Origin of the sequence: Streptomyces gilvus (assembly GCF_022513565.1) — a bacterium.
Lineage (GTDB): Bacteria > Actinomycetota > Actinomycetes > Streptomycetales > Streptomycetaceae > Streptomyces > Streptomyces gilvus.
In genome coordinates this window covers 83,591-108,761 of record NZ_JAKWBE010000017.1, presented here as the reverse complement: position 1 = coordinate 108,761, position 25,171 = coordinate 83,591, and the positions used below count along the sequence as shown (strand labels likewise).

20 protein-coding genes and 1 pseudogene are annotated in these 25,171 nt (G+C 71.2%); 12 read left to right on the top strand and 9 right to left on the bottom strand.

What is annotated here, in order from left to right; all coding sequences use genetic code 11:
• Nucleotides 1-4: 4 nt before the first annotated feature.
• Entirely contained in the window at nucleotides 5-1,027 is a 1,023-nt protein-coding gene (locus MKW14_RS25305) for a ScbA/BarX family gamma-butyrolactone biosynthesis protein (protein WP_240865568.1), read from the bottom strand.
• Nucleotides 1,028-1,302: 275 nt separating this feature from the next.
• The gene (locus MKW14_RS25300; RefSeq protein WP_240865566.1) at nucleotides 1,303-2,232 is read right to left on the bottom strand and encodes an NADP-dependent oxidoreductase; all 930 of its coding nucleotides are present in this window, start codon (nucleotides 2,230-2,232) and stop codon (nucleotides 1,303-1,305) included.
• 163 nt (nucleotides 2,233-2,395) lie between these two features.
• On the opposite strand from MKW14_RS25300, the gene MKW14_RS25295 reads away from it, so the two are divergent.
• The 3 genes from MKW14_RS25295 (at nucleotide 2,396) to MKW14_RS25285 (ending at nucleotide 4,785) form a co-directional block, all read left to right on the top strand.
• Nucleotides 2,396-3,037 carry an MBL fold metallo-hydrolase gene (locus MKW14_RS25295; RefSeq protein ID WP_240865564.1) on the top strand — a complete coding sequence of 214 codons (642 nt, stop codon included), beginning with the start codon at nucleotides 2,396-2,398 and terminating at the stop codon, nucleotides 3,035-3,037.
• Nucleotides 3,034-4,065, top strand: a complete 1,032-nt coding sequence (locus tag MKW14_RS25290) for a quinone oxidoreductase family protein (RefSeq protein WP_240865561.1) — start codon at nucleotides 3,034-3,036, stop codon at nucleotides 4,063-4,065. Before MKW14_RS25295 ends, MKW14_RS25290 begins: the two co-directional genes overlap by 4 nt.
• Nucleotides 4,066-4,374: 309 nt before the next feature.
• The gene (locus tag MKW14_RS25285) at nucleotides 4,375-4,785 is read left to right on the top strand and encodes a tetratricopeptide repeat protein (RefSeq protein WP_240865560.1); all 411 of its coding nucleotides are present in this window, start codon (nucleotides 4,375-4,377) and stop codon (nucleotides 4,783-4,785) included.
• Nucleotides 4,786-5,465: 680 nt separating this feature from the next.
• On the opposite strand, the gene MKW14_RS25280 is transcribed toward MKW14_RS25285, so the two are convergent.
• Entirely contained in the window at nucleotides 5,466-6,017 is a 552-nt protein-coding gene (locus MKW14_RS25280; protein ID WP_240865557.1) for a Uma2 family endonuclease, read from the bottom strand.
• Between the two features lie 224 nt (nucleotides 6,018-6,241).
• Between MKW14_RS25280 and MKW14_RS41585 the strand changes: the two are divergent.
• Together MKW14_RS41585 and MKW14_RS25275 are read left to right on the top strand one after the other, a co-directional pair.
• Nucleotides 6,242-6,627, top strand: a pseudogene (locus tag MKW14_RS41585) (IS701 family transposase); the annotation flags it as partial.
• 36 nt (nucleotides 6,628-6,663) lie between these two features.
• A complete protein-coding gene (locus MKW14_RS25275) occupies nucleotides 6,664-7,575 on the top strand; it encodes an RHS repeat-associated core domain-containing protein (RefSeq protein ID WP_240865554.1) in 912 nt (303 codons plus the stop codon).
• Between the two features lie 269 nt (nucleotides 7,576-7,844).
• Here MKW14_RS25275 and MKW14_RS25270 read toward each other — a convergent pair whose 3' ends face one another.
• Nucleotides 7,845-9,083, bottom strand: coding sequence for an RsbRD N-terminal domain-containing protein (locus MKW14_RS25270; RefSeq protein ID WP_240865552.1), 1,239 nt, complete (start codon nucleotides 9,081-9,083; stop codon nucleotides 7,845-7,847).
• A 160-nt stretch (nucleotides 9,084-9,243) separates the two neighbouring features.
• Between MKW14_RS25270 and MKW14_RS25265 the strand changes: the two genes are divergently transcribed.
• From MKW14_RS25265 to MKW14_RS25245, 5 genes are all read left to right on the top strand, one after another.
• Nucleotides 9,244-10,680 carry a class I adenylate-forming enzyme family protein gene (locus MKW14_RS25265; protein ID WP_240865551.1) on the top strand — a complete coding sequence of 479 codons (1,437 nt, stop codon included), beginning with the start codon at nucleotides 9,244-9,246 and terminating at the stop codon, nucleotides 10,678-10,680.
• 69 nt (nucleotides 10,681-10,749) lie between these two features.
• Nucleotides 10,750-12,543 carry a DUF3556 domain-containing protein gene (locus MKW14_RS25260; protein ID WP_240865549.1) on the top strand — a complete coding sequence of 598 codons (1,794 nt, stop codon included), beginning with the start codon at nucleotides 10,750-10,752 and terminating at the stop codon, nucleotides 12,541-12,543.
• A complete protein-coding gene (locus tag MKW14_RS25255) occupies nucleotides 12,540-13,955 on the top strand; it encodes a phytoene desaturase family protein (protein WP_240865547.1) in 1,416 nt (471 codons plus the stop codon). The genes MKW14_RS25260 and MKW14_RS25255 overlap by 4 nt, the downstream gene beginning before the upstream one ends.
• A 32-nt stretch (nucleotides 13,956-13,987) precedes the next feature.
• Nucleotides 13,988-14,758: an SDR family NAD(P)-dependent oxidoreductase gene (locus MKW14_RS25250; RefSeq protein WP_240865545.1), complete on the top strand. Its 771-nt coding sequence runs from the start codon at nucleotides 13,988-13,990 to the stop codon at nucleotides 14,756-14,758.
• A 182-nt stretch (nucleotides 14,759-14,940) separates the two neighbouring features.
• Nucleotides 14,941-15,156 carry a type 2 periplasmic-binding domain-containing protein gene (locus MKW14_RS25245; RefSeq protein ID WP_240865542.1) on the top strand — a complete coding sequence of 72 codons (216 nt, stop codon included), beginning with the start codon at nucleotides 14,941-14,943 and terminating at the stop codon, nucleotides 15,154-15,156.
• A 38-nt stretch (nucleotides 15,157-15,194) separates the two neighbouring features.
• On the opposite strand, the gene MKW14_RS25240 is transcribed toward MKW14_RS25245, so the two are convergent.
• Nucleotides 15,195-15,974, bottom strand: coding sequence for an MBL fold metallo-hydrolase (locus MKW14_RS25240; protein WP_240865540.1), 780 nt, complete (start codon nucleotides 15,972-15,974; stop codon nucleotides 15,195-15,197).
• A gap of 120 nt (nucleotides 15,975-16,094) precedes the next feature.
• Nucleotides 16,095-16,670: a TetR/AcrR family transcriptional regulator C-terminal domain-containing protein gene (locus MKW14_RS25235; protein WP_240865538.1), complete on the bottom strand. Its 576-nt coding sequence runs from the start codon at nucleotides 16,668-16,670 to the stop codon at nucleotides 16,095-16,097.
• Between the two features lie 245 nt (nucleotides 16,671-16,915).
• On the opposite strand from MKW14_RS25235, the gene MKW14_RS25230 reads away from it, so the two are divergent.
• Both MKW14_RS25230 and MKW14_RS25225 read left to right on the top strand, forming a co-directional pair.
• Entirely contained in the window at nucleotides 16,916-17,821 is a 906-nt protein-coding gene (locus MKW14_RS25230; RefSeq protein ID WP_240865536.1) for a glycosyltransferase family 2 protein, read from the top strand.
• 390 nt (nucleotides 17,822-18,211) lie between these two features.
• Nucleotides 18,212-22,027 (top strand): BTAD domain-containing putative transcriptional regulator, encoded by a 3,816-nt coding sequence (locus tag MKW14_RS25225; RefSeq protein WP_240865673.1) that lies wholly within the window; start codon nucleotides 18,212-18,214, stop codon nucleotides 22,025-22,027.
• Here MKW14_RS25225 and MKW14_RS25220 read toward each other — a convergent pair whose 3' ends face one another.
• Genes MKW14_RS25220 through MKW14_RS25210 form a run of 3 tightly spaced genes read right to left on the bottom strand, consistent with a single transcriptional unit; the run spans nucleotide 22,028 to nucleotide 25,138 of the window.
• Complete coding sequence (locus MKW14_RS25220) at nucleotides 22,028-23,716, bottom strand: bifunctional 3'-5' exonuclease/DNA polymerase (RefSeq protein WP_240865534.1); 1,689 nt, start codon at nucleotides 23,714-23,716, stop codon at nucleotides 22,028-22,030.
• A gap of 35 nt (nucleotides 23,717-23,751) precedes the next feature.
• A complete protein-coding gene (locus MKW14_RS25215) occupies nucleotides 23,752-24,483 on the bottom strand; it encodes a Clp protease N-terminal domain-containing protein (protein WP_240865532.1) in 732 nt (243 codons plus the stop codon).
• A 31-nt stretch (nucleotides 24,484-24,514) separates the two neighbouring features.
• Nucleotides 24,515-25,138 (bottom strand): LysE family translocator, encoded by a 624-nt coding sequence (locus MKW14_RS25210; RefSeq protein ID WP_240865530.1) that lies wholly within the window; start codon nucleotides 25,136-25,138, stop codon nucleotides 24,515-24,517.
• Nucleotides 25,139-25,171: the final 33 nt, after the last annotated feature.

Sequence of the window (25,171 nt, the reverse complement as noted above, 5' to 3'; positions counted from 1 at the left end):
ACCGTCACCCGCCGTCCGCGGCCGTGGCCGCGTCCGCCGCCGGTGGAGCCGCAAGCCCGGCCACCGCGACGACGGCGGTGCAGACGGATGAGCCGTCCTGCTGGAAGTCGACGGTGAGGCGGTCGCCGCCGGAGGGGGTGGCGACGACCGCCACGGGACTGTCCAGCTCCACGAAGCGGCTGAAGGTGGCCTCGAAGGCGTACGCGTACCGCCGCTCGGCCGGCGCCCCGGCGACGAGCACCGCCGCCTGGCGGGCCGCCTCCATCAGGGCCATCGCCGGCACATGGTCCAGTGGGTGGTCGTACATCGCCGGGTGCTGCACGGGGACGTCGAGCAGGGCGGTCAAAGGAGCGGAGCCGCCCGGGTGTGTCACATCGGTCAGCACCACGTTCCCGGCCCGCTCACGACCCACGAGTCCGGGCGCCACGGGGACGCCTGTCCGCTCGTGCGGCATGTCGCAGGAGAGCGGTGGAACGGTTCCGCGGCTCTTCTCGCGGTGCGCCCCGTAACCGTCACGGCTGAGGTAACCGGCCACGATCCGGCTCGTCCCGGCAGGCCGGCCGCCGACGACGAACACGCACTCCAGCGTGGCGGCCAGCAGCCGCGTACCGCGCCGCTTGAGATCACGGGTGGTGACCTCGACGACGAACTCGTCCGGCGCCTCGCCCCGGGCCCGCAGCGCGGGCAACGCCGTGAACTCGGTGGTCCAGTCGCTGATCAGGAACGACGTGTCGTACGAGACCCCCAGCCACTGATGCGCCACGACGGTGACCGCCTGCCGGGCCGCCTCCAGGAGGAACAGCGGATCGAGCAGCGCGGGCCGCTGGGTGTGGTCGTTGTAGTAGCTGTGCGCGCGGGGCGCCTGGACCGCGACGGCGAAGGTGTCGTCGCCGATCCGTGCCGCGTCCGTGACGAAGACCTCCATGATGGCGCGGCGGTGCACCAGCACCCGGTCCATCGAACGCTGGTAGGCCGGTTCGGCCGCGGCCGGGGCAGCGCCCGGCCGCTCCTGCTCAGCAATGGTCATGCCCAGTCCCGTTCGTCGGTGGTTTCGTTCGGCGGCCCCCCGGGAGGCACGAAATCAGCCTCGCAGCCGCCTCTGAGGGCTCGGCCCAGAACACCGAGGGGTTCACTGACGGCTCCGCCACAGCTCGCCTGAGGCCGACGGCGGAGCCGATTCGAGAGCCGCTCGAGACTCACTGGAGAGACGGAAGGGACACGGCCCACAGAGAGCACAGGGAGAGGGGACAAGGAAAAGGGCCGCCCACCGGGGACGGCCCTTCACTGTTCTTCGCCATGCGGTCAGGACGGTGCGACCGCCAGGACGACCTTGCCGCGCACATGGCCGGTCGCGACCAGTTCGTGTGCCCGTGCCGCGTCGGCGAGCGGGAACTCGGCGCTGACATGGACCCGTACCTCGCCGCTGTCCGCCAGTGCCGCCAGTGCGGCGAGGTCGGCCGGGTCGGGGCGGACGAAGACGTAGCGCCCGCCCAGCCCGGTCACGTCGCCGGAGATGGACGCGAGGCGACCGCCCGGACGCAGCAGGGCGGGGGAACCGTGCAGCGTGTCACCACCCATCAGGTCGAAGACCGCGTCGACCCCCTCCGGGACCAGGGCCCGGACCCGGTCGCCGAGTCCGGGGCCGTATGTCACGGGCTCGACGCCGAGCGAGCGCAGGAACTCGTGGTTGCGCTCGCTCGCCGTGCCGATGACCCGGGCACCGAGAGCACGGCCGATCTGCACGGCGAGGGAGCCGACCCCGCCGGCCGCCGCATGCACGAGCAGTACGTCACCGCGGCCGACCTCCAGATGGCGGCGCAGCGCCTGGTAGGCGGTGAGGCCGGCGGCCGGAAGTCCGGCGGCGGCCCGCCAGTCGAGGGAGCGCGGCTTGTGGGCCAGGGTGCGCACGGGGGCGGCCACCAGTTCGCCGTACGTGCCGCGCTGCATGTGATCGGCGCGGACGTAGCCGACGACCTCGTCGCCCGGGGCGAACTCGGTGACGCCGAGGCCCACGCGCTCGACGACACCGGACAGGTCGCAGCCCATCACCATGGGGAAGTGCGACTCGAACCAGTCGTCGATATAGCCCTCCCGGATCTTCCAGTCTGCCGGATTGACCCCCGCGTACCACACACGGACGAGCACGACGTCCGGCCCTATCCGCGGCTCCGGGAGGTCCATGAGCCGAAGGACCTCCGGCCCTCCGTAACGCTGGATGGCGATGGCCTTCACCTGTGAACTCCCCTTCTTCCGACCGGCGTCGGCGCACCCATCGGGCGAAGGTGCCTCGTCCCCCGGGCGCTGCCACGCCGTACTATAGATGAGTGATAAGCCAGAGCTCTGCTTCACAAACGCCAATTGACATATGGTCGAGGACTCCGACAGAGTCGAGGCCATGCTCGTACTGTCCGCCACCGCCGGCAAGTTCGGCACGAACGTCCATATCGTCGCCGCGGGACCCGGATCGCCCTGTCTGATCGTCGACCCCGGGCACGACGCCGCCGACGCGGTCGCCGAGACCGTCCGCGCCCACCGGCTCGAACCCGAGGCGATCTTGATCACCCACGGCCACATGGACCACACCTGGGACGCGGTGCCGCTCGCCCGGCGCTATGGCATCGCCGCGTGGATCCACTCGGCCGACCGCTACCAGTTCGGTGCCCCGGCCAAGGGGCTGCCGGACACCTTCCCCCGCGAACTGCTCGTCGGCCACCCCGACCGGGAGCCCGACGAGGTCGCCGACCTGCCCGAACACGGCGGCGAACTGGCCTTCGCGACGGGCCGGGTCACGGTGCTCCACACCCCCGGCCACACCGGCGGCTCCGTGATGTTCCGCTTCGACGGCGCCGAGGCACCGCTGCTCGCCACCGGCGACACTCTGCTCGCCGCCGGCAAGGGGCGCGCGGACGCACCCGGCGCGAGCCCTCAGAGCCTGGACACCTCCCTCCGCATGATCGCCACCGCCTGTCCGGGCGACACCCGCCTGCTCACCGGACACGGCCCCACCAGCACCCTCAGCGAGACGGGAATCCGATGACGAACACCTCCCAGACCCCCGAAACCACTCAGACCCCCGAAACCACGATGCGCGCAGTCCGCTTCGAGTCCTTCGGCGGCCCCTCCGTCCTGACCGTCGCGGAGGCCCCGATACCGGAGGCACAGCCCGGCCGGGTCACCGTCGACGTCGAGTACGCGGGCGTGAACTTCGCCGAAGTGATGTTCCGCCGCGGCCAGTTCCCCGTGGACCTGCCGCACTTCCCGGGCCTTGAGGCGGTCGGCCGGGTCCGTGCCGTCGGCGCCGGCGTCACCGGCTTCGCGCCCGGCGACCGGGTGGCCGCCCTCACCCTGGGCGGCGGCGGAAACGCCGAGGTCGTCGAGGTGGGCGCGGAGCACACCGTACGGCTCGACGGCGAACTCGCCGAACTGGACGGCGCCCTGGCGGCCGGCGCCCTGTGCAACGTCACCACCGCACTGGGCCTGCTCACCTCGGCCGGCCACCTCGCCGAGGGGGAGACCGTGGTCGTCCTCGCCGCCGCCGGCGGAGTCGGCACGGCCGCCGCCCAGCTGGCCCGCTCGCTGGGCGCGACCACGGTGATCGGCGTGACCAGCACCCCGGCCAAGGCCGAGTACGCCCGCGGCTTCGGCTACGACAGCGTCGTGTCGTACGAGGAGATCGAACGGGAGGTGGCCGAGCGGACCGGTGGAGTGGGCGCCGACCTCGTTCTGGACTCGGTCGGCGGCGCGTTCCGCTCCTCCGTGACCGCCCTGCTGGCGGCCTTCGGACGGCATGTCATCTTCGGCAACGCGGCGGCGGAGGACGTCACCTTCGAGGGCAACCACCCCTGGTACACGAACAGTTCGCTCGTCGGCTACAACCTCGGCGGCGTTGCCGGCCGCGCACCCGCACTGCTCCGTGCCCACCTGGAACGCGCACTGACCGAGGTCGCGAAGGGCGGAGTTCGCGTCGACGTCAAGACACTGCCGCTGAAGGACGTCGTGCACGCCCACGAACTGCTGGAGACCCGGGCGTCCACGGGCAAGTACGTACTCGACGTCCGAGCCTGACCGCCGACGCCGACGCCGGCACCACCTCGCTTGTCCTTGATCCGACCCGCCAGCGTCAGCCCGAGCAGGTGCAGAATGCCCAAGCCGTACACCCGGTCGCGCCCCTCAAGGGTCGACTCGGCCTCAACGACCGCGCGGTTCACGATGGCCAACCCGCCAGCGAAGTCGCCCGAGTTGAGGAAGGGTCCGGCCTCATCGCGTGCGGCCTCCGTGGCGGCGATCGGGTGGGCACGCTCGGCGGCCAACCGTTGCTTCATAACGGCCAGCTCGGCGAGGTGCATCCACCGGAACGGGGCAGCAACCCAGTACATGACCGAGTACGTGTCGGCAACGCGGGTCCAGGCTCTCGCCCCGGCCCGCAAGGCGACATCGATACGCGCCGAGGCGGACAGCCTGAGCCTCTCCCTCACACACCAGCACCTGGGCCTGCCCGACGAGGCCCGCGGACATGCCGAACAGGCACTGAGCCTGGCCCGCGACCACTCCTTCCCCGTGGTGGAGGGCCACGCCCTGACAGCCCTTTCCGCACACGCCACAGCCGTCAAGCTCGGCCACGAGGCCCTGGCGGTACACCGCGAGACCGGCCACCGACTCGGCGAGGCCCGCACCCGCAGGGGACTCGCCCGCGCCCACCAGGAGACCGACGGCGCCACCGCTGAGCTGATGGGGCAGCAGGCCTTGGACATCTTCTCGGACATCGGCATGCCTGCGCAGGAGTAGGAGGACCTCGGTGACCGCATTTGTGCAGGGCACACACTTGCGGTGCTGGTCCACCAGAGCTTTCTCCAGACGGTTCCCGCATAGCTCGGCGCCATGTCGAGCAGGGCCGTGCCAGCGGCGTTGTGTGTGCCGACGCGGCGTCGCCGGCACCCGAGCAGGGGGACACGGTGACCGAATCCAGCGAAGGGATGCTTGTAGAGGCCCTACAGTGACCTCTGTTTGCCTCTCCATCTGGTTGACAGCGCCGCCGGGAGTCCAGCCCGGTCTCGCTGGTGCACCGGTGGCAAACCCTCCGGTGGACAGCCGGTGGACAGACGCCTTTGGACGGTGCAGCACGGGTCGGCACAGGCCAACGTGCTGCATGCGCTCTGATCAGCAAAAACGTCACGTAGGAACATGGCGAGGCACGACGCAACACGAACGCTCACGGTCTCGTAATGCGTAGGTCTCGGGTTCGAATCCCGAAGGCGGCTCTGTGGTGAACCCCAGGTCAAGCCTTTGACCTGGGGTTTCTTGTTTTCGTTGACCTTGGAATCCGGGCTATTCGGACACTTGTGGTCTACGCATCGTAATGCGTAGGTCGGGGTTCCACGAGATGTCGCCAGCGGTCGATCGCAAGGCTTTGACCTGTGGTTCCGGCTGCCGGGCCTCTTCCTGCTTCGGGGCGCGTTCCCTCAGACTCAGTGAGTGTCGGGCTCCGGGTCCGGCAGGGGGAGTTCGTCGAGGTCGAGGGTGAAGGTGCGGCCGTCGGCCAGGGGGATGGGGAGCTTGCCTGTGCCGTATGCGCGGGTGTGGGCGGTGCTGTAGCCGCTGGAGGTGGGCTCGGTGTGCAGGACGACTTCCCGGGCGTAGGGATCCACGACGAGGTAGACGGGGATGCCGTACCGGCCGTACTTCGCGGTGCAGTCGTCGTAATCCTTGCGTGCCGAGGACGTGGAGACGACCTCCGAGATCAACAGGACGTCCTCGAAGCTGTAGCGCTTGCCCTCCTTGCGCGCGTCCTCGCGCAGGATGGCCAGGTCGGGGGCAGAGTTCTCGTCGGCGGGGAAGTCGATGTAGACGTCCGAGGTGACCTTCGCGTGACGGCCGAGGGCGAGAGAGTCGATCTGCATCGACCTGATCGTGCTGGAGTGCTCTTCGCTCCGCGGGGTCATGATGATCTTTCCGTCGGCGCCGAAGAACACCACGTATCCCGCGGGGAACTCGGTGTGCGTGATCGCGTCGACACTCATGGACGGTGCTCCTTCCCGTGTGCCGTCATGATACGGCGGACAGAGCCGTCCCACGGGTGGACTTCCGTGGCGTGCGCTCACCACAGGGGGGAATCGGTCCGCACGAGCGGACGCCGTGACGCGGGGCGTGAGCTGGGCCCGTAGGTGTTCGGACCCAACAGCCGGCGTTGGGTGACTTCCAGGGGCGGCGGGCACCTTCCGGGTGGCCATGGGGTGGCCGGACGCCTTTGGACGTTGCCGTACGAGGTACCGGCGTCCGGTACGACGCATGTGGTTCGATCAGGCACAACGGCATCTGGCGGCATCAGTCGTCACCAGGGCCGGGCGGGCTGGATGAGCACCAGGTCCGCCGCTGTCCCGCCTGGGCCCGCCGGGTCACCCTCGCGATGCCGGCCCACGCCTTCCTCGCCGTCGTCCGCGCCGACGAACACGCACACCGGCCCACGCCGGACGACGTGATCCCGTTTGTCCTGCGACGAGATCTGCCGCCTCTTCATCGCGCTGGTCGTCCGGCCCGCCCGCGACACGGCCCACTCACTTGCCTGGTCCGACTGGCGCGGTCGCCCACCAGGCACGATCACGCACCAGTCACTACCGGAGGCGAACCGCATCCCCGACATCAAGATTACGAACTACTGCTGGAGGTGTGCCGCTTCACCAACGACGACCAGGGCAACCGCGTGACCACGGCGGCCGACGGCAGCACCGTCCGCACCGACACCTGGGACACCAACAACGCCCTGCCCCAGCTCGCCACCAACGCCGACGGCAGCGGCAAGCTGATCGCCGACAACTTCACCGCCCCGCTCGGACTGCCCCAGGCCGAACACACACCAGCAGCGGCACCGACTACGACCACCTCGACGGGAACGGCTCGGTCACCGACGTTACCGACGCAGGCGGAACCTCCCTGGTCCACTACACCTGCGACCCCTTCGGAACGCAGACGGCAACGCCGGTCGACGGCCAGACAGCACCGGCCGACACCTTCGGCTACACCGGCTGGCTCAACGACTCCATCCTGACCGGCAAGCTGGACCTGAGGGCCCGCACCCACGACCCGGCCACCGGCCGCTTCACCAGCACCGACCCGATCACCCTCCGCGTCACCGACCCCTACGTCAGCACCTACGTCTACAGCGACGACGCACCCACGTACGAGACCGATCCGAGCGGCGAGTCCGAGGCGCCGGGGCGCGGCTGGTGGGTCGGCGGCAGCACCTACCAGCACAACTTCGCGCTGGAGATGGCCTACGAGCAGGAAGTCGCCCGGTGCGGTGCGAACAACGTCTACGCCGACATCTCCGTCGCGAGGACCGTCACCGGCGGGCACGGACTGACGGTGCCCACCTACTGGAACGATGAAGCGAAACCGGATCTCATCGCCTTCGGTGTCCAGACGCCACGCGGAACCGGGTACGCCGTATGGGACGTCAAGCCCGCGTCGGCTTACGGGCGGAGTATCAAGAACTCGGTCGACAAACTCACCGGATACATCCACGGCTTCAGCAAGATGACGGGCTATCCCGTCGTGGCCGGCGGACCCCGTGGTCCCTGAGGCGCGCATCTATCCGACGGACCCCACCGGCGCGGAAGGGGTCATGACAATCTTCAACGGGGCCGAATGGAACCACTTCGGCATCCCGGAGCCGGTACCCGACCGCCTCTACCCCGCGTCCGACATCGCCCCGGTCTCGCTGACTCGGGCTGATCTCGGCGCCCGCGAGTACGACCCGGCCGGCCTCCACCGGCGGCGGGCTCGGTGTGCAGGACGACTTCCCGGGCACGGGGGTCCACGACGAGGTGGACGGGAATGCCGGACAGGCCCTACGAGCCTTCCGCGTGCCGGAGTCCGAGCTGGGCGCGGGCCAGCAGAGCCACCTCGATGTCCAGGCGGTTGTCGGCGAGCGGGTGGCCGAGCAGTTCCTCGGCCTTGCGCACGCGGTAGTGGACGGTGTTCTTGTGGACGTGCAGGCGTGCGGCGGCGTCGGTGAAACTGCCTCCCGCGTTGAGGAAGACCTGCACGGTCTCGCGCAGGCGGGCCGTGGCCTCGTCGTCGCGCATGAGGTCGCCGAGGACGCGCCCGGCCCACGCCCTGACGTCGGCGAGATGATCGACCAGGAGACCGGCCAGCGCGACCTGGGAGTGCAGGACGAGGGCGCGGTCGGGGCCGGCTCCGGTGGCGGCGACATCGCGGGCGCGCTGTGCGTCCCGGAACGTCTGCCGGAATCCGTCGAGGCCGGGAGACGGTTCGCCGATGGCGATGTGCAGTCCGGGGTGTTCACGGAGTTCGTCTTCGAGACGACCGGCGTCGAGGCCGGGCCTGCCGGTGGAGGAGATCCAGGCCCAGGAGGTCTGCTCGTCGGCGGAGATCGTCAGCGGCGCCTTTCCGGTGGCCGCCGCCAGCAGCGCGGCGCCCGCACGGAGTTGGGCCGTGACATGGCCGGCCGGTCCGGGGCCGGTCCAGATGACCGCGGCCAGGTGCCAGCCGCGCAGGGACGTCGACAGCGTCTTCTCGGCCGAGGCGAGGTCGAGTCCCTCGGTGTCGAGGACCGCGCGGACCTGGGCGGCGCGGGTGGCGTCGGAGCGGGCGTCCCACCGTCTGCGTTCGTTCTCGTAGATGTCGATGATGCGCTCGATGACCTGGTCGATGTAGCTGTTCACGAGGAGCGCGATCCGGCTCGTGGCCGCCAGTGCCTGGTCCGTGGGCAGGTCGAGACGCCCGAGCGTGGTCATGGCCCACTGCACGAACATGTGCTCGCCGAGCCGGTAGGCCCGCAGCAGGCTCTCCAGGGACAGGTCGTGCTGGGCGAAGCGGCGGGCGTACTCGGCCGCGGCCGGCGGCACGGTGATGTCGTCGAGGGAGATGTTCAGCGCGAGCATGTCGACGATGGCCGACAGGTTCGAGGAAGTGCTGGCGACCATCAGCCGGCGTACCGCGTCGTCGTGGCGGAACTCGGGGATGACGTCGACGAACATCGAGGTCATCTCGGCCGTCAGGTGCTCCAGTTCGGCCTGGATGCCCTTGGCGACATCCCGCACGACCTCGTCGACATGGGCGTTCATACCGGGACCGTACCCACTCGGGCGGCCGTTCGTTCCCTTTGTGACGGCGGCACAAAACGGCGGCCCCGCACTGGGACGCAAGCCCATGGCCGCCCGTGGGCGCTCTCCCTACCTTTTTCCTCACTACCTTTTTCACGGTGCGACTCAATGGTGAGGAAACGTGCTGCACATCTCCGCATTGCCGGATTCCCGGGCCGCCCGGAATCCCACGGGCCCCTGCATCGAGGACGACCACCGGCGACTCGACAACCAGGAATTCCTGACACGGGTCCACAACGCGGCCGCCGCCCTGCGTGCCCATGGAATAGGCGCGGGTGACGTGGTCGCCGCGGTTCTCCCGAACCGCCTGGAACTCGTCGTCATCATGTTCGCGGCATGGCGGCTGGGCGCCGCCGTCACCCCGGTCAATCCGGCGCTCACCGACCCGGAGGCCCGGCACCAGATCGAGGACTCCGGCGCGAAGGCGGTGATCGCCGACGACACCCGCGCCCTCGGAACACTGGACCTGGCCACCCTGGCGGAGCCGTCGAGCGGGGCCGAGCGCCCCGTCGCCCCCGCCTCGTCCGACTCCCTCGCCCTGATCATCTACACGAGCGGCACCACGGGACGCCCGAAGGGCGTGATGCTCGACCACGCCAACATCGCCGCCATGTGCCGGATGATCATCGATGGCCTCGGCCTGGACGAGACCGACCACAGCCTGCTGATCCTGCCGCTGTTCCACGTCAACGGGATCGTGGTGAGCGTGCTGTCGCCGCTGCTCGCGGGAGGGCGGGCGACGGTCGCGGGCCGGTTCGGCGCCTCGACGTTCTTCGCCTCGGTCGAACGCGTCCGGCCGACCTACTTCTCCGCGGTGCCGGCGATCTACGCGATGCTGGTGGCCCTGCCTGACGAGGTACGGCCGGACACCTCGTCCCTGCGCCGGGTGATCTGCGGGGCCGCACCGATGCCCGCCGAACTGATCGCCCGGTTCGAGAGCCGGTTCGGCGTGCCGGTCGTGGAGGGTTACGGCCTGTCCGAGGGGACCTGCGCCTCGACGCTGAACCCTCCGGGTGGGCTGCGAAAGCCCGGCACGGTCGGGCTCCCGCTGCCCGGTCAGGCCGTCGCCGTGATGGACGCCGACGGCAACCTCCTCGACGACGGCTCGGCGGGCGAGGTCGTGGTCCGGGGCCCGAACGTCATGCGCGGCTACCTCGGACTCCCCGAGGAGACGGCCAGGACGATCGTCGACGGCTGGCTGCACACCGGTGACGTCGGCCGTTTCGACGCCGACGGCTATCTCGTCCTGGTCGACCGGATCAAGGACATGATCATCCGGGGCGGGGAGAACATCTACCCCAAGGAGATCGAGAACGTCCTGCACGCCCACCCGGCGGTCCTGGAGGCGGCGGTGGTCGGCGCCCCCGATCCGGTCCTCGGCGAGGTCCCGGTCGCGCACGTCGTGCCCATGCCCGGCGCGGAGGTCACCGCCGACGACCTCATCGAGCACTGCCGCGGCTCGCTGGCCCGGATCAAGGTGCCGCTGACGGTGTCCCTCACCGAGGCCCTGCCGAGGAACCCGGTGGGGAAGATCGACAAACGGCGACTGCGTTCCTGAAAGTCCACTCGATTCCTTTCCGGGTGCGGTTCGGCGTGCCCGAAAAAAGTCGTAAAGAAAGGCTCCGCCATGGGGTTCAAAACAGGTGACTTTCCTCCCGTCGAGCCGGATGCATTCCTGGAGAAGCCACTTCAGGAACGTCTGAGAACGCTGGCCCTGCACTGGGTGGAATACGGCTTCGGGTCGCCGAAGATGATTCCGGCGACGTACGTGGTCAAGGTCCTCTTCCTCTACGTCCTCGCCGGGACCGCCCTGGCGACCTGGACCTCGGGGGTGGGCCCGTTCTGGGACGTCACGCACTGGTGGAACGAGCCGGTCGTCTACCAGAAGCTGGTCCTGTGGACGGTCTTCCTCGAAACGCTCGGGGTGGCCGGGTCCTGGGGCCCGATCGCCGGCAAGTTCAAGCCGATGACCGGCGGGATCCTGTTCTGGGCCCGGCCCGGCACCATCCGGCTGCGGCCGTGGAAGCGGGTGCCCTTCACGTCCGGGGACCGCCGTACGGTCGGCGACGTCCTGCTCTACCTGGCCTTCCTGCTGTCCCTGCTGCTGGCGATCGCCCTGCCCGGCGTGCCGGCGGCGTCGCTCACCGAGGCGCTCCCGGACAACACCTCCGGCCTGGTGCGCCCAGCTCTGCTCATCGCGCCGATCGTCCTGTACGTGCTGAACGGACTGCGGGACAAGACGGTCTTCCTGGCCGCCCGCGGTGAGCAGTACCTGCCAGCGCTGGTGTTCTTCGCCGTCCTGCCGTTCACCGACATGATCGTCGCGGCGAAGCTGCTGATCTGCGTGGTCTGGATCGGCGCCGGAGTGTCGAAGTTCGGGCTGCACTTCACCAACGTCGTCGCACCGATGGTCTCCAACAGCCCCTGCGTCCCGTCGAAGCGGATCAAGCGGCTGCACTACCGCGACTTCCCACGCGACATCCGCCCGTCGAAGGTGGCGACCTTCATGGCACACGTGGGCGGCTCGACCGTCGAGATCGTCACGCCGCTGGTGCTGCTGTTCTCCACGAACCGCTGGCTCACGCTCGCCGGCGTGGCGCTGATGGTCGTCTTCCACCTCTTCATCACGTCCACGTTCCCGCTGGCGGTGCCGTTGGAGTGGAACCTGCTGTTCGGCTACCTCTCGGTCTTCCTGTTCCTCGGCTTCCCGGCTGGGGACGGGTACGGCGTCGGCGACATGTCCTCACCCTGGCTGGCCGCCGGGATCGCCGCCGGCCTCGCGTTCTTCCCCGTTCTCGGCAATCTCCGTCCCGACCTGGTCTCCTTCCTGCCCTCGATGCGGCAGTACGCGGGCAACTGGGCCTCCGCGCTGTGGGCCTTCGCGCCGGGCGCGGAGGAGAAGCTGAACACGCTGCCCAACCGCCCGACCAAGAACCAGGTCGACCAACTCCAGGCGATGGGCTACCCGGCCGCGGTCGCCGAGATCACCATGCAGCAGACCATCGCCTGGCGGTCCATGCACAGCCAGGGCCGCGGCCTGTTCTCGGTACTGCTGAAGAACCTTCCCGACCTCGACCGACGCACCGTCCGGGAGGCCGAGTTCGGCTGCAACTCGCTGATCGGCTTCAACTTCGGCGACGGCCACCTGCACGACCTCAGCCTCATCGAGGCCGTGCAGGCACGGGTCGGCTTCGCCCCCGGGGAGTGGATCGTCGTATGGGTGGAGTCGCAGCCCATCCACCGCGGCATCCAGCACTACCAGGTGATCGACGCCGCGCTCGGGGTGATCGAGCGGGGTACGTGGAAGGTCGCCGACGCGGTCAGGGAGCAGCCGTGGCTGCCGAACGGTCCGATCCCGCTCGACGTCACCTGGACCAGCGAGCACGAGAAGCGCGAGCAGCTGGAGAGCAGGACGGCATGAGCACAGCGACCGTCGTCGGCGCCGGCCCCAACGGCCTCGCTGCCGCCGTCGCCCTGGCCCGGGAGGGTGTGCGGGTCACGGTGGTGGAGGCGGCCGACGAGATCGGCGGCGGCACGCGCTCCGGCGAGGCGATCCTGCCCGGACTGCTGCACGACCATTGCTCGGCCGTCCACCCGATGGCCGTCGGCTCGCCCTTCCTTCGGGAACTCGGCCTGGAACGCTACGGGTTGAAGTGGGCGCTGCCGGAGATCGACTGCGCCCACCCGCTCGACGGTGGCACGGCCGGGGTGTTGCATCGCTCGGTCGCCGAGACGGCCACGGGGCTCGGCGCCGACGGCCGGTACTGGCGGCGGCTGTTCGCAGGCCCGTCATCGTCGTACGACAGCCTGAGCGGGGACATCCTCGGCCCGCTGCTGCGTGTCCCCCGCCACCCGGTGCGGCTGGCCCGCTTCGGCGTCCCCGCCCTGGCGCCGGCGTCGCTGCTGGCGAGGACCTTCGCCACCGAGGAGGCCAGGGCCCTTTGGGGCGGGGTCGCCGCGCACGCCTTCCACCCCCTCGACCGTCCGCTCAGCGCGAGCATCGGGCTCGGCATCCTCACCGCCGGGCACCGGCACGGCTGGGCCGTCGCGGAGGGAGGCTCGCGCCGCATCACCGGCGCGATGGCGGCGCTGCTGCTCGACCTGGGCGGCAAGATCGAGACCGGCGTGCGGGTGCGGTCGGCCTCGGAGCTGCCGCCCACGGACGTGACCGTCTGGGATGTGGCACCCACGGCGCTGGCGGATCTCCTCGGCGACCGGCTGCCTCCCCGTGTCGCCCGGGCCTACCGCCGGTTCCGCTACGGCCCCGGGGCGTTCAAGGTCGACTTCGCGGTCGAGGGCGGTATCCCCTGGACCGCCCAGGCGGCGCGGCGGGCGGGCACGGTGCACGTCGGTGGCACGTTCGCCGAGATCGCCGCCACCGAGCGGGAGATCCACGCCGGGCGGATGCCCGAGCGGCCGTTCGTCCTGGTCGGGCAGCAGTACCTGGCCGACCAGGCACGGTCGGTCGGCGATGTGCACCCGGTGTGGACTTACGCCCACGTCCCGAACGGCTACACCGGCGACGCCACCGAGGCGATCACCGCCCAGATCGAGCGGTTCGCCCCCGGGTTCCGGGACCGGATCATCGGCACCGCCGTCCGCACCACCACTGGATTCGCCGCGTACAACCCGAACTACGTCGGCGGCAACATCATGACCGGCGCCAAGGACATCCCCCAGCTGATCACCGGACCACGCCTCACCCTCCAGCCCTACGACACCGGGCTGCCCGGCCACTACCTGTGCTCGGCGGCCACCCCGCCCGGCCCCGGCGCCCACGGAATGTGCGGCGCCCACGCCGCCGCACGGGCCCTGCGCCACCTGCGCGCCTGACACACCACCAACCCCCAGAGAAGGAGCCCGACATGTCCCGTCTCCAGGACAAGACCATCCTCATCACCGGTGCGGCGAACGGCATCGGCGCCGCCGCAGCCACCCGGTTCGCCGCCGAAGGCGCCACCGTGATCGCCACGGACATCGACGAGACGGCCGGAAAGGCCGTCGTCGAACAGATCACGGCGGCGGGCCGCAGCGCCGAGTTCCTCGCCCACGACGTGACGAGCGAGGACGCCTGGGTCCAGGTGACCGACCAGGTCCGCGCGGTCCACGGCCGGATCGACGTGCTGGTCAACAACGCCGGCATCTACCTCATCGCCCCGCTCGCCGACACCAGCGTCGAGGACTGGAACCGGCTCATGGCCGTCAACGTGACCGGCACTTTCCTCGGCATGAAGCACACCGCCCCGCACATGGCCGCCTCCGGAGGCGGGGCGATCATCAACCTCTCCTCGATCGCCGGGCTCGTCGGCGTCGCCGGCCACACCCTGTACGGCGCGAGCAAGGGCGCCGTCCGCACCATGACCAAGGACGTCGCCGCCGAGTACGCTGCCGCGAACGTCCGCGTCAACTCCCTGCACCCCACCTACGTCAACACCGCCATGGCCACCTACGGCGCCGCCGCCGCCGGGACCACCATCGAAGCCCTCGGCCCCGTCCTGTCCCCGCTCGGCCGGATCGCCGAGCCCGCCGACGTCGTCAACTTCCTGGTCTTCCTCGCCTCCGATGAGGCCGCCTACCTCACCGGATCCGAATACAACCTCGACGGCGGCGGCTCCACCCTGATCAGCGTCGGCTGACCACACTCCTGCCGCCGCGGGGGCGCTGATCCTGTTGCCCTGGTCGTATCGGGCGTGCCGCCTCAGCGAGCGTCGGTCTCCGGTTCCGGCACGGGGAGTTCTTCGAGGTCGAGGGTGAACCGGACCGCACCCCGGCGGGCCGTCTCATCCTGCGCGGCCCGGCCTTCACCTACTGGCCCGAGGTGCGCTCCCTGGTCGCCGCCGGTTTCGGCGTCTCTCCGGTGGCGGCCCGCGCCGCGGAGCACCATGTCCGCCCCGGTGTCGTCTTCGTCCCCTTCCGCGACGCCCCGGCCATGGAGTACGGCATTCTCGAACCCGCGGCCAAGCGCGCGCCGTGCGCCCGGCTCTTCGTCGAGTTCATCTCCGAACTCGTCGGTGTCACCGAAGCGGAGTCCTGAGCTCCGCTGGGACCGGCTGGTCCCGAGGTGTTCCGGTCTCATCGGTCCCGTCGGACGGTGAAGGTGGTGCCGGGGGCGGCGTAGTCGACGGGCCCGGTGAAGCGGGTGGCGGCGCGTGCCACCGCTTCCTGTGGGGTGAGGAAGCGGCCGACATGGGTGACGATCAGTCGGTTCGCGCCGGCTGCGGTGGCGGTCTCTCCGGCGTTCTCGGGGGTGTGGTGGACCTGTTCGCCTTCGGCCGGTGGCTGTGCGCTTTCGGCCTCGCACAGGAGCGCGTCACAGCCTTCGGCCAGTTCCGCGAGGCTGGTGCAGGGGGCCGTGTCGCCGGAATACACCAGCGAGGTGCTCGTCGTCTCGATGCGGACGGCGAAGGCCGGGATGCCGTGTGCCACCGCCCGGCTGGTCAGCCGGAGTGGGCCGAGGGTGGCCTGGTGCCCGTCGTACAGCTCGGTGACGTCGAAGGCGGATTCGACCGGGCTGCGGGTCGAGGTGTTGGTGAGAAAGCCGGCCAGCCGGTCGGCGATCCCCGCCGGGCCGTAGAGGGGGATCGGTGCGGTGAGACGGATGTCTGCGAACAGGGCACCGTAGTAGGCGGTGAGCAGGTCCGCGCTGTGATCGGCGTGCAGATGGGAGATCCAGATCGCGTCGAGCCGGTCCAGCGGGACGTATCGCTGGAGCGGGCCGAGCGTCCCGGTTCCGGCGTCCACCCAGATGCGGGTGCCCCCGCTCGACACCAGGTAGCCGGAGCACGGGTTGTCGGCGCTCGGGTACGGCGTCGCGCTTCCCAGGACGGTGAGACGGATGGGCTCGCTGTTCATCGGGTGATCTTAATGTCCGGGGTGTCGGTGTCGGGGAGTCAGTCGCGGTCGGGGCGGTAGTCGAGCCAGCGGCGGGTGCGGCCTGTCGACCTCTGGGAACCCGGCGAACAAGGACAGAGCTCAGTCCGTCCCGGAGTTCTTCAGGCCGTCGATCATCAGGGCGATCGTGAAGTCGAAGCGGTCGTGGACCGTCCCTGCCGTGAGCTCGGTGGCGTAGCGCTTTGTGTGGGGGAAGGCGTCGGGGAGCGCGGCGAAGCGGCGCAGGAGTTCGTCGCGGCTGACCACCCAGCCGTCGTCGCCGCGGCCGAGCCTGCTGCTCGCCAGGGAGACCTCGAGGCTGTGGGCGTTGACGTAGAGCATCAGGGAGTCGATCGCCCATGCGGCGGTCTGCGGGGCGATGCCCCCGGCGAGCAGGATCGCGAGCATCCCCTCGCTGAGGCGGAGTGTGTCCAGGTTGGACGGGGCGGCGGCGAAGGCCGCCCGGGAGATGCCCGGGTAGCGCAGGTACTGGTCGCGCAGCCGGGCGCAGACGCTCGTGATCTGCTGCAGCCAGGCGGCGGGGTCCGGCTCGGGCAGGTCGATCTCGGCGCACAGCCGGCCGATGAGCAGCTCGTCCAGGTCCTCCTTGTTGACCACGTGCGCGTAGAGCGAGGACGGTCCGGTCTCCAGCGCGCTCGCCACGCGCCGCATCGTCATGTCGGCCTCCTTCCCCGGCACGCCCAGCAGGCGCACGGCTGAGCCGCTGAGCCGCTGACCCGCTACCCCTCCGACCGCGGCGAGTGGACCGTCGTACCCACCTGCCCCCGCGGTGACGGCAAACGGGTGAGCCTGCTCGTACGGCGGCTCAAGACTTGGCATACGAAACGGCGTACTCAGGAAGTCCTTACCGTGAACGGCTAGCATCGCGGCCGACGTTGCCGACGGCGGATGGGATGAGCGCAATGGGGGACAGGGACGCGCCGAGGATCGCCGTCGCGGTGGTGACGATGGGCAACCGTCCCGACGAGGTGGACGCCCTGCTGGAGTCCGTCGCCAAGCAGGACCTCGCCCCCACCCGGATCGTGATCGTCGGCAACGGCTGCCCGCTGCCCGACTACGCGGCCCGGCTGGCCCTCCCCGGTGAGGTCACCCTCCTCGAGGTCGACGAGAACCTCGGCTGCCCCGGCGGCCGCAACGTGGCGCTCGCCCGGCTGCGGGAGTTCGGCGACGTGGACATCGTGGTCGAACTGGACGACGACGGCCTCCTCGTCGACGCCGACGTCCTCAGCCGCGTCGCCCACCACTTCGCCGCCGACCCCCGGCTCGGGATCGTCGGGTTCCGCATCGCGGACGAGCACGGCGAGACCCAGCGCCGGCACGTGCCCAGGCTCGGCGCGGCCGACCCGCTGCGCGGTGGTCACGTCACCGGGTTCCTCGGCGGCGGGCACGCCTTCCGTACCTCGATGCTGGATCAGATCGGTGACTGGCCCGCGGAGTTCTTCTTCGCCCACGAGGAGATCGACCTGGCGTGGCGGGCCGTCGACGCGGGCTGGCGCATCCTCTACGCGCCCGAACTCCTGCTCCAGCACCCCAAGACCTCACCGGCCCGGCACGCGATCTACTACCGCGTCAACGCCCGCAACCGCGTCTGGCTGGTCCGCCGCCGTCTCCCGCTGCCGCTCATCCCGGTCCACCTGGGCGTGTGGATGGCCGTGACAGTTCTGCGCAACCGCTCCCGGCCCGCCGCGCTGCGCGCCTGGTTCGGCGGTTTCGCGGAAGGCCTGCGGGAACCTGCGGGCGAACGCCGCCCCATGCGCTGGAGCACGGTGTGGCGCCTCACGCGCCTGGGGCGTCCGCCGGTCTTCTGAGCGGCGGCTCGCTGCCGGATGAGGGCTCGCTTGCGGATGAGGCGCGAACGGGGACGAGGATCCCGGTCGCTCACCTCCGCCGACCGGGACCCTCCGACGTCCCCCGGATCCGGCCGCGGCGGCGTCACTCCCCCGAGCATCGCGTTCTACGCGCGCACCCCCGGGCCGGCTCCGATGAAGTGATCACATCAGGTCGCGCCAACAGATCGCTAACATGTGGCCAGCGGTCCTCCGTGCCATCGTCCGCCACCTGGCGTGAAGTCGCCGCAGAGCGGTCGCGATCGGGCCGAACGGTAGCGGATCCCGGCGGGAACCGGTCAAGGAAAGGGTGGCGGGAAACCGCCGTGCGGAGGGCGGAATTCCGCCAAGAACGGTGGGTAGTTGGTGGCCATGGGGGAGTGGCGCGAACTGAGGTTCGGACTGCTCGGCTCGCCGGTTCTGTACGAGGCCCGGGGCGAGGCGTCCGCCGAGATGCTGTCCGTCGGCAGCCCCAAGCTCCGTACCCTGCTGGCCGCGCTGTTGTTGGAGGCCGGCCGGGTCGTCTCCGTCGAGTCGCTCAAGGACGCGCTGTGGGGTGGGGCCCCGCCCGCCTCCGCACAGGCCTCGCTGCACAACCACGTGGCCCGACTGCGCCGGCTGCTGGACGACCCCGAGCGGCTGCGGTCGGTGCCGCCCGGATACGTACTCCGGGTGGAACAGGGGGAGTTGGACGTCCATGTCTTCGAACGCCACTTCGCCACGGCACGAGGCGCGCATGCCGTCCGCAACTGGGAGCGGGTCGTGCGCGAGTGCGCGGCCGCGCTGTCCCTGTGGCGCGGCACCCCGCTCAGCGGGCTCCCCGCCGAACTCGGTGGCTACTCCTTCACCCAACGGCTCCAGGAATCCCGTCTCCTGCTCCTGGAATGGCGTTACGACGCCGAACTCGCCGTTCCCGACGCGCGCCCGGACACCCTGGTCCCCGAACTGACGGCCCTGACCACGGCCCACCCCCTCCGCGAGTCCTTCCACCGCCAACTCATGCTGGCCCTGCACCACACGGGCCGCCAAGCGGAGGCCCTGGAAGTCCACCGAGCCCTGCGCGCCCGCCTGAGAAACGACCTCGGCGTGGAACCGGGCCAAGCGGTGAGACAGACCCACGTACGCATCCTGCGATCCACCCAAACAGCCGCGGCCCCCGCCAACGACCCCACACCCGCCCAGGCAGCCACCGGCAACACCCCCAGCCCACCCGCGCCCGCGCCGACCGCCGATGGCACCGGGTCTGTGCCGGCGGCCACGGATGCGACGGGCACCTCGCCCGTGCCTGCGGTGGAGGCCGCGGATGCCGCCGGCACCCCGCACCGGTCCGCGCCGGCCGCCATGGATGCTGCGGGTACCTCGCCCGTGTCCGTGCCGGCCTCCGCCGATGGCACCGGCATCCCGCACCGGTCCGCGCCGACCGCGGATGGCACCGGCATCCCGCCCGTGTCCGCGCCGACCGCCAGGGATGCCACCATCACCCCGCACCCGTCCTCACCAGCCGCCGCGGAAGCCACCCGCACCTCGCGCGTGCCCGAGCCCGTCGCCGGGGATGCCACCGGCACCCCGCCCGCGTCCGCTCCCGCCGCCGCCGAAGCCGCCCGCACCTCCACCCCCAACTCCCACCCACCCGCGCCCGCCGACGTCCAATCCGCCCCACAGGGGCCACCCGCACCCGACGACGAGAGCGTCACGGGTGGTGCGGGTGGGAACGCGGACCCTGCCCCAAACTCACCCGCACCCGACGACGAGAGCGTCACGGGTCGTGCGGGTGGGAACGCGGACCCTGCCCCAAACTCACCCGCACCCGACGACGAGAGCGTCACGGGTCGTGCGGGTGGGAACGCGGACCCTGCCCCCAACCCACCCGCACCCCACGACGAAAGCGTCACGGATGGTGTCGCTGGGCCGCCGCCCCCCGCCCCCAACAAACCCGCACCGGCCCAACTCCCCCCACCCCCCGCCCACTTCACCGGCCGCACCGCCGAAACCGAAACCCTCCTCGCCGCAGCCGCTCAACTCCCCCCACTGACCGTCATCACCGGCATGCCCGGCATAGGCAAGACCGCCCTCGCCCTCCATGTCGCCCACGCCGTGAAAAATCGTTTCCCTGACGGCCAGCTCTACATCAACCTGCACGGCGCCACCCCCTGCATGACACCCCTCACCCCCATCCAGTCCCTCACCGCCCTCCTCCGCGACCTCGGCACAACCCCCCGGGACATCCCCGAACACCCCGACGCCGCCTCCGCCCTCCTGCGCACCCTCCTCGCCCCCACCCGCACCCTTCTCCTCCTCGACGACGCGGCGACCGCGGCACAAATACGCCCTCTCCTCCCCGCCGGCCCGGGCTGCGCGGTCATCGTCACCAGCCGTTCCCCCCTCACCACCCTCGACGGCGCCACCCGCCACCCCCTCACCCTCCTGAGCACGGAGGAAAGCGCCGCCCTCCTCCGAGCCGTCTCCGGCCGCGACACCCTCGACGCCACCCACCCCCTCGTGGAACTCACCGGCCGCCTCCCCCTGGCCCTGCGCGTCGTCGCCGCCCGTCTGGCCGCCCGCCGCGCCCTGACCCCCGACACCCTCGCGGGTCAACTCACCGCGAGCGGAAGCAGGTTGTCCCATCTGGAGTACGACGACCTCAGCGTCCGCCGCTCCCTTGCCGTCGCCCACGACTCCCTCGCCGCCTCCGACCGCGAGGCGGACCGTGATGCCGCCCTGCTCCTGCGCGGTGTCGGCGTCCTGGACCTGCCCACCTACGGCGCCCCGATCCTCGCCCGGCTGTCCGGCATCGACGATCACCGGGCCGAGGCCGCCCTGGACCGCCTGGTGGACGTCGCCCTCCTGGAGGAGACGACGTACGGCCGCTACGCCCCCCACGACCTGGTCCGCGACTTCACCCGCGAACTCTCCGCCGACGCACCGCGAAAGCACTCCGCCGGCGCCCCGCGTATGAACCCCGCCGACGCCCCGCGAGCGAACCCCACCGACGCCCCGCGAGCGAACCCCACCGACGCCTCACGAGAGCACCCCGCCAACGCCCCGCAAGAGCACCCCGCCGACTTCTCGCTCCGCTGGTACGCCGCCGTATCGGAACACGCCCTCACCGCCATCGTCCCCGCGGGCCCGGACCAGGACGACCGCCGCCGGCCGACGGACACCCAGCCCGCGGACCACGCCCCCTACGTCGACACCCTCCCCGCCTTCGAGTCCTCGGGACAGGCCTTCGCCTGGGCCGACACGGAGTTGGAGAACGTCGTGACGCTGGTACGGCGCCACGCCGACGACCCCGACCCGCGCCGGACCGCGTACCTCTCCACCCTCGTCCGCCTTCTCTTCCCCTACCTCCATCGCAGCGGCCGCGTGGCCGAGATGGAAGTGCTCGGGACGGCGGCCCTCGGGGTGGCCCGTCGGCTCGGCGACCCCGCGGCGGAGGCCTGCGCGCTGGTCGACCTCGCGGGCCTGCACTTCCTGACGGGCCGCCACCAGCGGGCCCTGGCCCTGACCGACCAGGCGCTCGCCCTGTGGCGCCGGCTGAACCGCCCCTCCTGGATCCGCCGTTGCCTCAACAACCGCGGTCTGCTCCTGGAAGGCCTCGGCCGCTACGAGGAGTCCGGCAGCGCCCTGCGCCAGAGCCTGGAGTACTCACGGCAGTTGAACGACCCGTACGGCGAGGCCGTCACCCACAGCCACCTGGGCAATCTCTACGAGCACACCGATCCCCGTGCCGCCATCGAGCAGCACCGGCGCTCCCTCGCCGTCGGCGACGAGATCGGTGCCGTGATCGTCCGCCACTCCGCCCACTGCAACATCGGCTACGCCCACCTCACCCTCGGCGAACCGGTCGCCGCCCTGCCGCACTTCGAGGAGAGCCTGCGCATCCTCGGCGGTCACGGCGACTGGCACGGCGAGTCCCAGACCCGCCTCGGCCTGGTCCGCGCCCTGCGCCTGCTCGGCCGTACCGAACGGGCCGTCGAGGAGTGCGAGCGGCTCCTGCGCCACGCCGACTCCCGCGCCGACCGCTACACCGGAGGTCTCGCCCGCCACCAGCACGGTCTGCTGCTCCGCGCGTCGGGCCGCGACGAGGAGGCCCGCGACCAGTGGCGGGCCGCCCTCAAGGCCCTGGAGGGAACGGACGAGAGGGCGACCGTGGCCGAACTCGGCGAGCTGCTCGCGCAACAGGGCTGATCACTTCGCGTCGGCATAGCACTCCACCACCGCCGTCGTGAACGGAAACCGCACCGGTGTCTCGCCGAACGTCAGCCGCCCCGCGAGCGCCGACGCCTCCCGGATCGCGTCGACCACCGCCCGCGACTCCTCCTCGGGACAGTGCACGATCACCTCGTCGTGCTGGAAGAAGACCAGCTCGGCCGCCATGCCCGCGCAGGACTGGCGCAACGCGGCCAGTAACAGCAGCGCCCAGTCCGCCGCGCTGCCCTGGACGACGAAGTTGCGGGTGAACCGGCCGCGCGCCCGCGCGTTGGTGGAGGCGTAGCCCGGCACCCACTCGGACCCGCCGCCGGACTCGGCCGGTTCGTCCTGCGGGATGCCCGCCTCCTCCGCGCCCTCGCCCGCCCCGACGGCCGGGGGACAGGTCCGCCCCAGCCAGGTGCGCACCAGCCGCCCCTCCTCGCCCGCGCGCGCCGCGTCGTCGACGTACGCCACCGCCTTGGGGAAGCGGCGTCTGAGCGCGGCGAGGTTCTTCAGCCCGTCGCCGGAGGTCTGCCCGTACACCGCGCCGAGCACGGCGAGCTTGGCCTGCGCCCGGTCGCCGGAGAAGGCCCGGTCGGACACCGACTGGTAGAGGTCGCTCTCCCGCCCGGCCACCTCCATCAGCCCGGGGTCGCGCGAGATGGCCGCCAGCACCCGCGGCTCCATCTGGTCGGCGTCGGCCACGACCAGCCGCCAGCCCGGGTCGGCGACGACAGCCCGCCGGATCACCTTGGGGATCTGCAGCGCCCCGCCGCCGTTGGTCACCCACCGGCCGGTGACCGTCCCGCCCGCCTGGAACTCCGGCCGGAACCGCCCCTCCCGCACCCAGTCCTGCAGCCAGGACCAGCCGTGGGCGACCCAGATCCGGTAGAGCTTCTTGTACTCGATCAGGGGCTTCACCGCCGGATGGTCGACGGACTCGATCTCCCACCGCCGGGTCGAGCGCACCTTGATCCCGGCCTGCGCGAAGGCCTTGATGACGTCGGCGGGCAGATCGGGCCGGACGCGGCGCCCGAAGGCGGCGGACACCTCGTCGGCCAGTTCCGCCAGGCGCCGGGGCTCGCCTCCGCCCGCGTAACGCTCGCCGAGCAGTTCGTGCAGCACCTGCCGGTGCACCTCGGCGCTCCAGGGCAGCCCCGCGTGGTTCATCTCGGTGGCGATCAGCATGCCCGCCGACTCGGCCGCGGTCAGCAGCCGCATCCGCTCCGGGTGCGCGGTGGCCTCGTGCCGGCGCTGCTGCTCGGCGTACACCGCGGCCAGGTCGGTGAGCGGCACCTGGACGGCCCGGGGCTCGAACAGCGAGGACTGGGAGCCCGGTTCGGCGGACCGCTGGGGCGGGTCGGGGGGTACGGGACCGCCGCGCAGCCGGGCCAGGGCGGCCGCCGCCGAGCGCGGTTCGCCGTGCCGCCCCTCGTGGCCGAGCAGCAGGGTCTCGGCGTCCTCGACGTCGTAGCACCGCTCGACCCGCACCCCCGCGGCGAGCAGGCGCGGGTACACCTCGGCCGTGGACCGCCACACCCACCGCGCGACCTCCGGCCGCTCCCGCACGGCCGCCGCCAGGTCCGGCTCGCGCCGCACGGGTCCGGCGGGCAGCCCGTCCGGACCGAGGGGGGCGATCTCCACGCCACCGTCCTCGGCCGGAGCGAGCGCCCAGCGGTCGGTCATGGTTGCGAGTGTGGCAGGAGGGTCTGACAACGGCCTCAGCCCGCGGTGGGCGGGGCCTGCAGATATCCCTTCAGCAGCTTCGCCAGCTCGGTCTCCGCCGTCTCCTTGCGGATGCCGAGGCCGGACAGCACCCCGGTGCCGTGCTCGAACTCCAGGCTGGCCAGCAGGATGTGCTCGGTGCCGATGTAGTTGTGGCCCAGGCGCAGGGCCTCGCGGAAGGTGAGCTCCAGGACCTTCTTCGCGTCCGAGGAGTACGGCACGAGTTCCGGGCCCTGCTCGGCGGCGGGCGGCAGCGCGGCCCGCGCGGCCTCGCGTACCGCGTCCAGCGAGACGCCCTGCGCGGTGATCGCCTTGGCGGCCAGCCCGTCCGGTTCGGCGAGCAGGCCGAGCACGAGGTGGGCGGGCACGACCTCGGTGTGGGGCGCGGCCTTGGCCTCGTTGTGCGAGGCCATCACCACGTTGCGGGCACGCGTCGTGTACCGGCCGAAGCCCTGGTTCGGGTCGAGGTCGGTCGACTCCTTGGGCACGAACCGCTTCTGCGCGGCCTGCCGGGTGACGCCCATGCTCTGCCCGATGTCGGTCCAGGACGCGCCCGAGCGGCGGGCCTGGTCCACGAAGTGGCCGATCAGGTGGTCGGCCACCTCGCCGAGGTGGTCGGCGGCGATCACGGCGTCCTGGAGCTGGTCCAGGGGCTCGGAGTGCACCTTCTTGATCGCCGCGATGAGGTCGTCGAGACGTACGGATGACGTGGTCGGGTTCGTCGACATGTGTCAACCTTAGGTTGACAGTGGCGGGGTGTCAACCTTGAGTTGACAGTCGGACGGCCAGCCCGGTGAAGACCGTCCCCGTGAAGATGTTGAGCGCCCGCGCCACCCGCCGGCTGCGGCGCAGCAGCGCCGAGAGCCTCCCGGACAGCAGGCCGACCGAGCCGTCCACCGCGAACCCCATCACCGTGATCGTCAGCCCGAACACCAGGAACTGCTCGCGCACATGGCCCAGTCCCGGGTCCACGAACTGCGGCAGGAAGGCCACGTTGAAGAGGATCACCTTGGGGTTGAGCAGATTGGTCACGGCCCCCTGCCAGAAGGCCCGCCGCCGCCCCGGCTCCGCCGCGCCGCCCTCCTCCGTCGGCACCCCGCGGTCCCGGAAGGCCTTGACAGCGAGGTACAGCAGATAGGCCGCTCCCGCCCAGCGCAGCGCGTGGTAGAGCGTCGGCAGCGAGAGGAACAGCGCCGACAGGCCGAGCGCGGCGGCCACCGTGTGCACGAACATCGCGCAGGCCACCCCCGCTGCCGCCAGCACCCCGGTCCGCGGCCCGCCACGACCGCCCATCGCCACGATGAACATCATGTCGGGGCCGGGAGTCACACAGAGCGCGAACGCGGCGACGAGGAAGGCCGCGTACGAAGACATGTCCACCATGCCGCCATGCTCGAAACCCGCCTCCGCCGCGCG

Excerpts from the sequence above, each read along its gene's own strand:
- MKW14_RS25240 (WP_240865540.1), bottom strand. The coding sequence starts at position 15,974 with ATGAACAGCGAGCCCATCCGTCTCACCGTCCTGGGAAGCGCGACGCCG.
- MKW14_RS25255 (WP_240865547.1), top strand. The coding sequence starts at position 12,540 with ATGAGCACAGCGACCGTCGTCGGCGCCGGCCCCAACGGCCTCGCTGCC.
- MKW14_RS25295 (WP_240865564.1), top strand. The coding sequence starts at position 2,396 with ATGCTCGTACTGTCCGCCACCGCCGGCAAGTTCGGCACGAACGTCCAT.
- MKW14_RS25260 (WP_240865549.1), top strand. The coding sequence starts at position 10,750 with ATGGGGTTCAAAACAGGTGACTTTCCTCCCGTCGAGCCGGATGCATTC.
- MKW14_RS25280 (WP_240865557.1), bottom strand. The coding sequence starts at position 6,017 with ATGAGTGTCGACGCGATCACGCACACCGAGTTCCCCGCGGGATACGTG.
- MKW14_RS25305 (WP_240865568.1), bottom strand. The coding sequence starts at position 1,027 with ATGACCATTGCTGAGCAGGAGCGGCCGGGCGCTGCCCCGGCCGCGGCC.
- MKW14_RS25270 (WP_240865552.1), bottom strand. The coding sequence starts at position 9,083 with ATGAACGCCCATGTCGACGAGGTCGTGCGGGATGTCGCCAAGGGCATC.
- MKW14_RS25285 (WP_240865560.1), top strand. The coding sequence starts at position 4,375 with ATGACCGAGTACGTGTCGGCAACGCGGGTCCAGGCTCTCGCCCCGGCC.
- MKW14_RS25220 (WP_240865534.1), bottom strand. The coding sequence starts at position 23,716 with ATGACCGACCGCTGGGCGCTCGCTCCGGCCGAGGACGGTGGCGTGGAG.
- MKW14_RS25225 (WP_240865673.1), top strand. The coding sequence starts at position 18,212 with ATGGGGGAGTGGCGCGAACTGAGGTTCGGACTGCTCGGCTCGCCGGTT.
- MKW14_RS25250 (WP_240865545.1), top strand. The coding sequence starts at position 13,988 with ATGTCCCGTCTCCAGGACAAGACCATCCTCATCACCGGTGCGGCGAAC.
- MKW14_RS25230 (WP_240865536.1), top strand. The coding sequence starts at position 16,916 with ATGGGGGACAGGGACGCGCCGAGGATCGCCGTCGCGGTGGTGACGATG.
- MKW14_RS25290 (WP_240865561.1), top strand. The coding sequence starts at position 3,034 with ATGACGAACACCTCCCAGACCCCCGAAACCACTCAGACCCCCGAAACC.
- MKW14_RS25235 (WP_240865538.1), bottom strand. The coding sequence starts at position 16,670 with ATGACGATGCGGCGCGTGGCGAGCGCGCTGGAGACCGGACCGTCCTCG.
- MKW14_RS25215 (WP_240865532.1), bottom strand. The coding sequence starts at position 24,483 with ATGTCGACGAACCCGACCACGTCATCCGTACGTCTCGACGACCTCATC.
- MKW14_RS25210 (WP_240865530.1), bottom strand. The coding sequence starts at position 25,138 with ATGGTGGACATGTCTTCGTACGCGGCCTTCCTCGTCGCCGCGTTCGCG.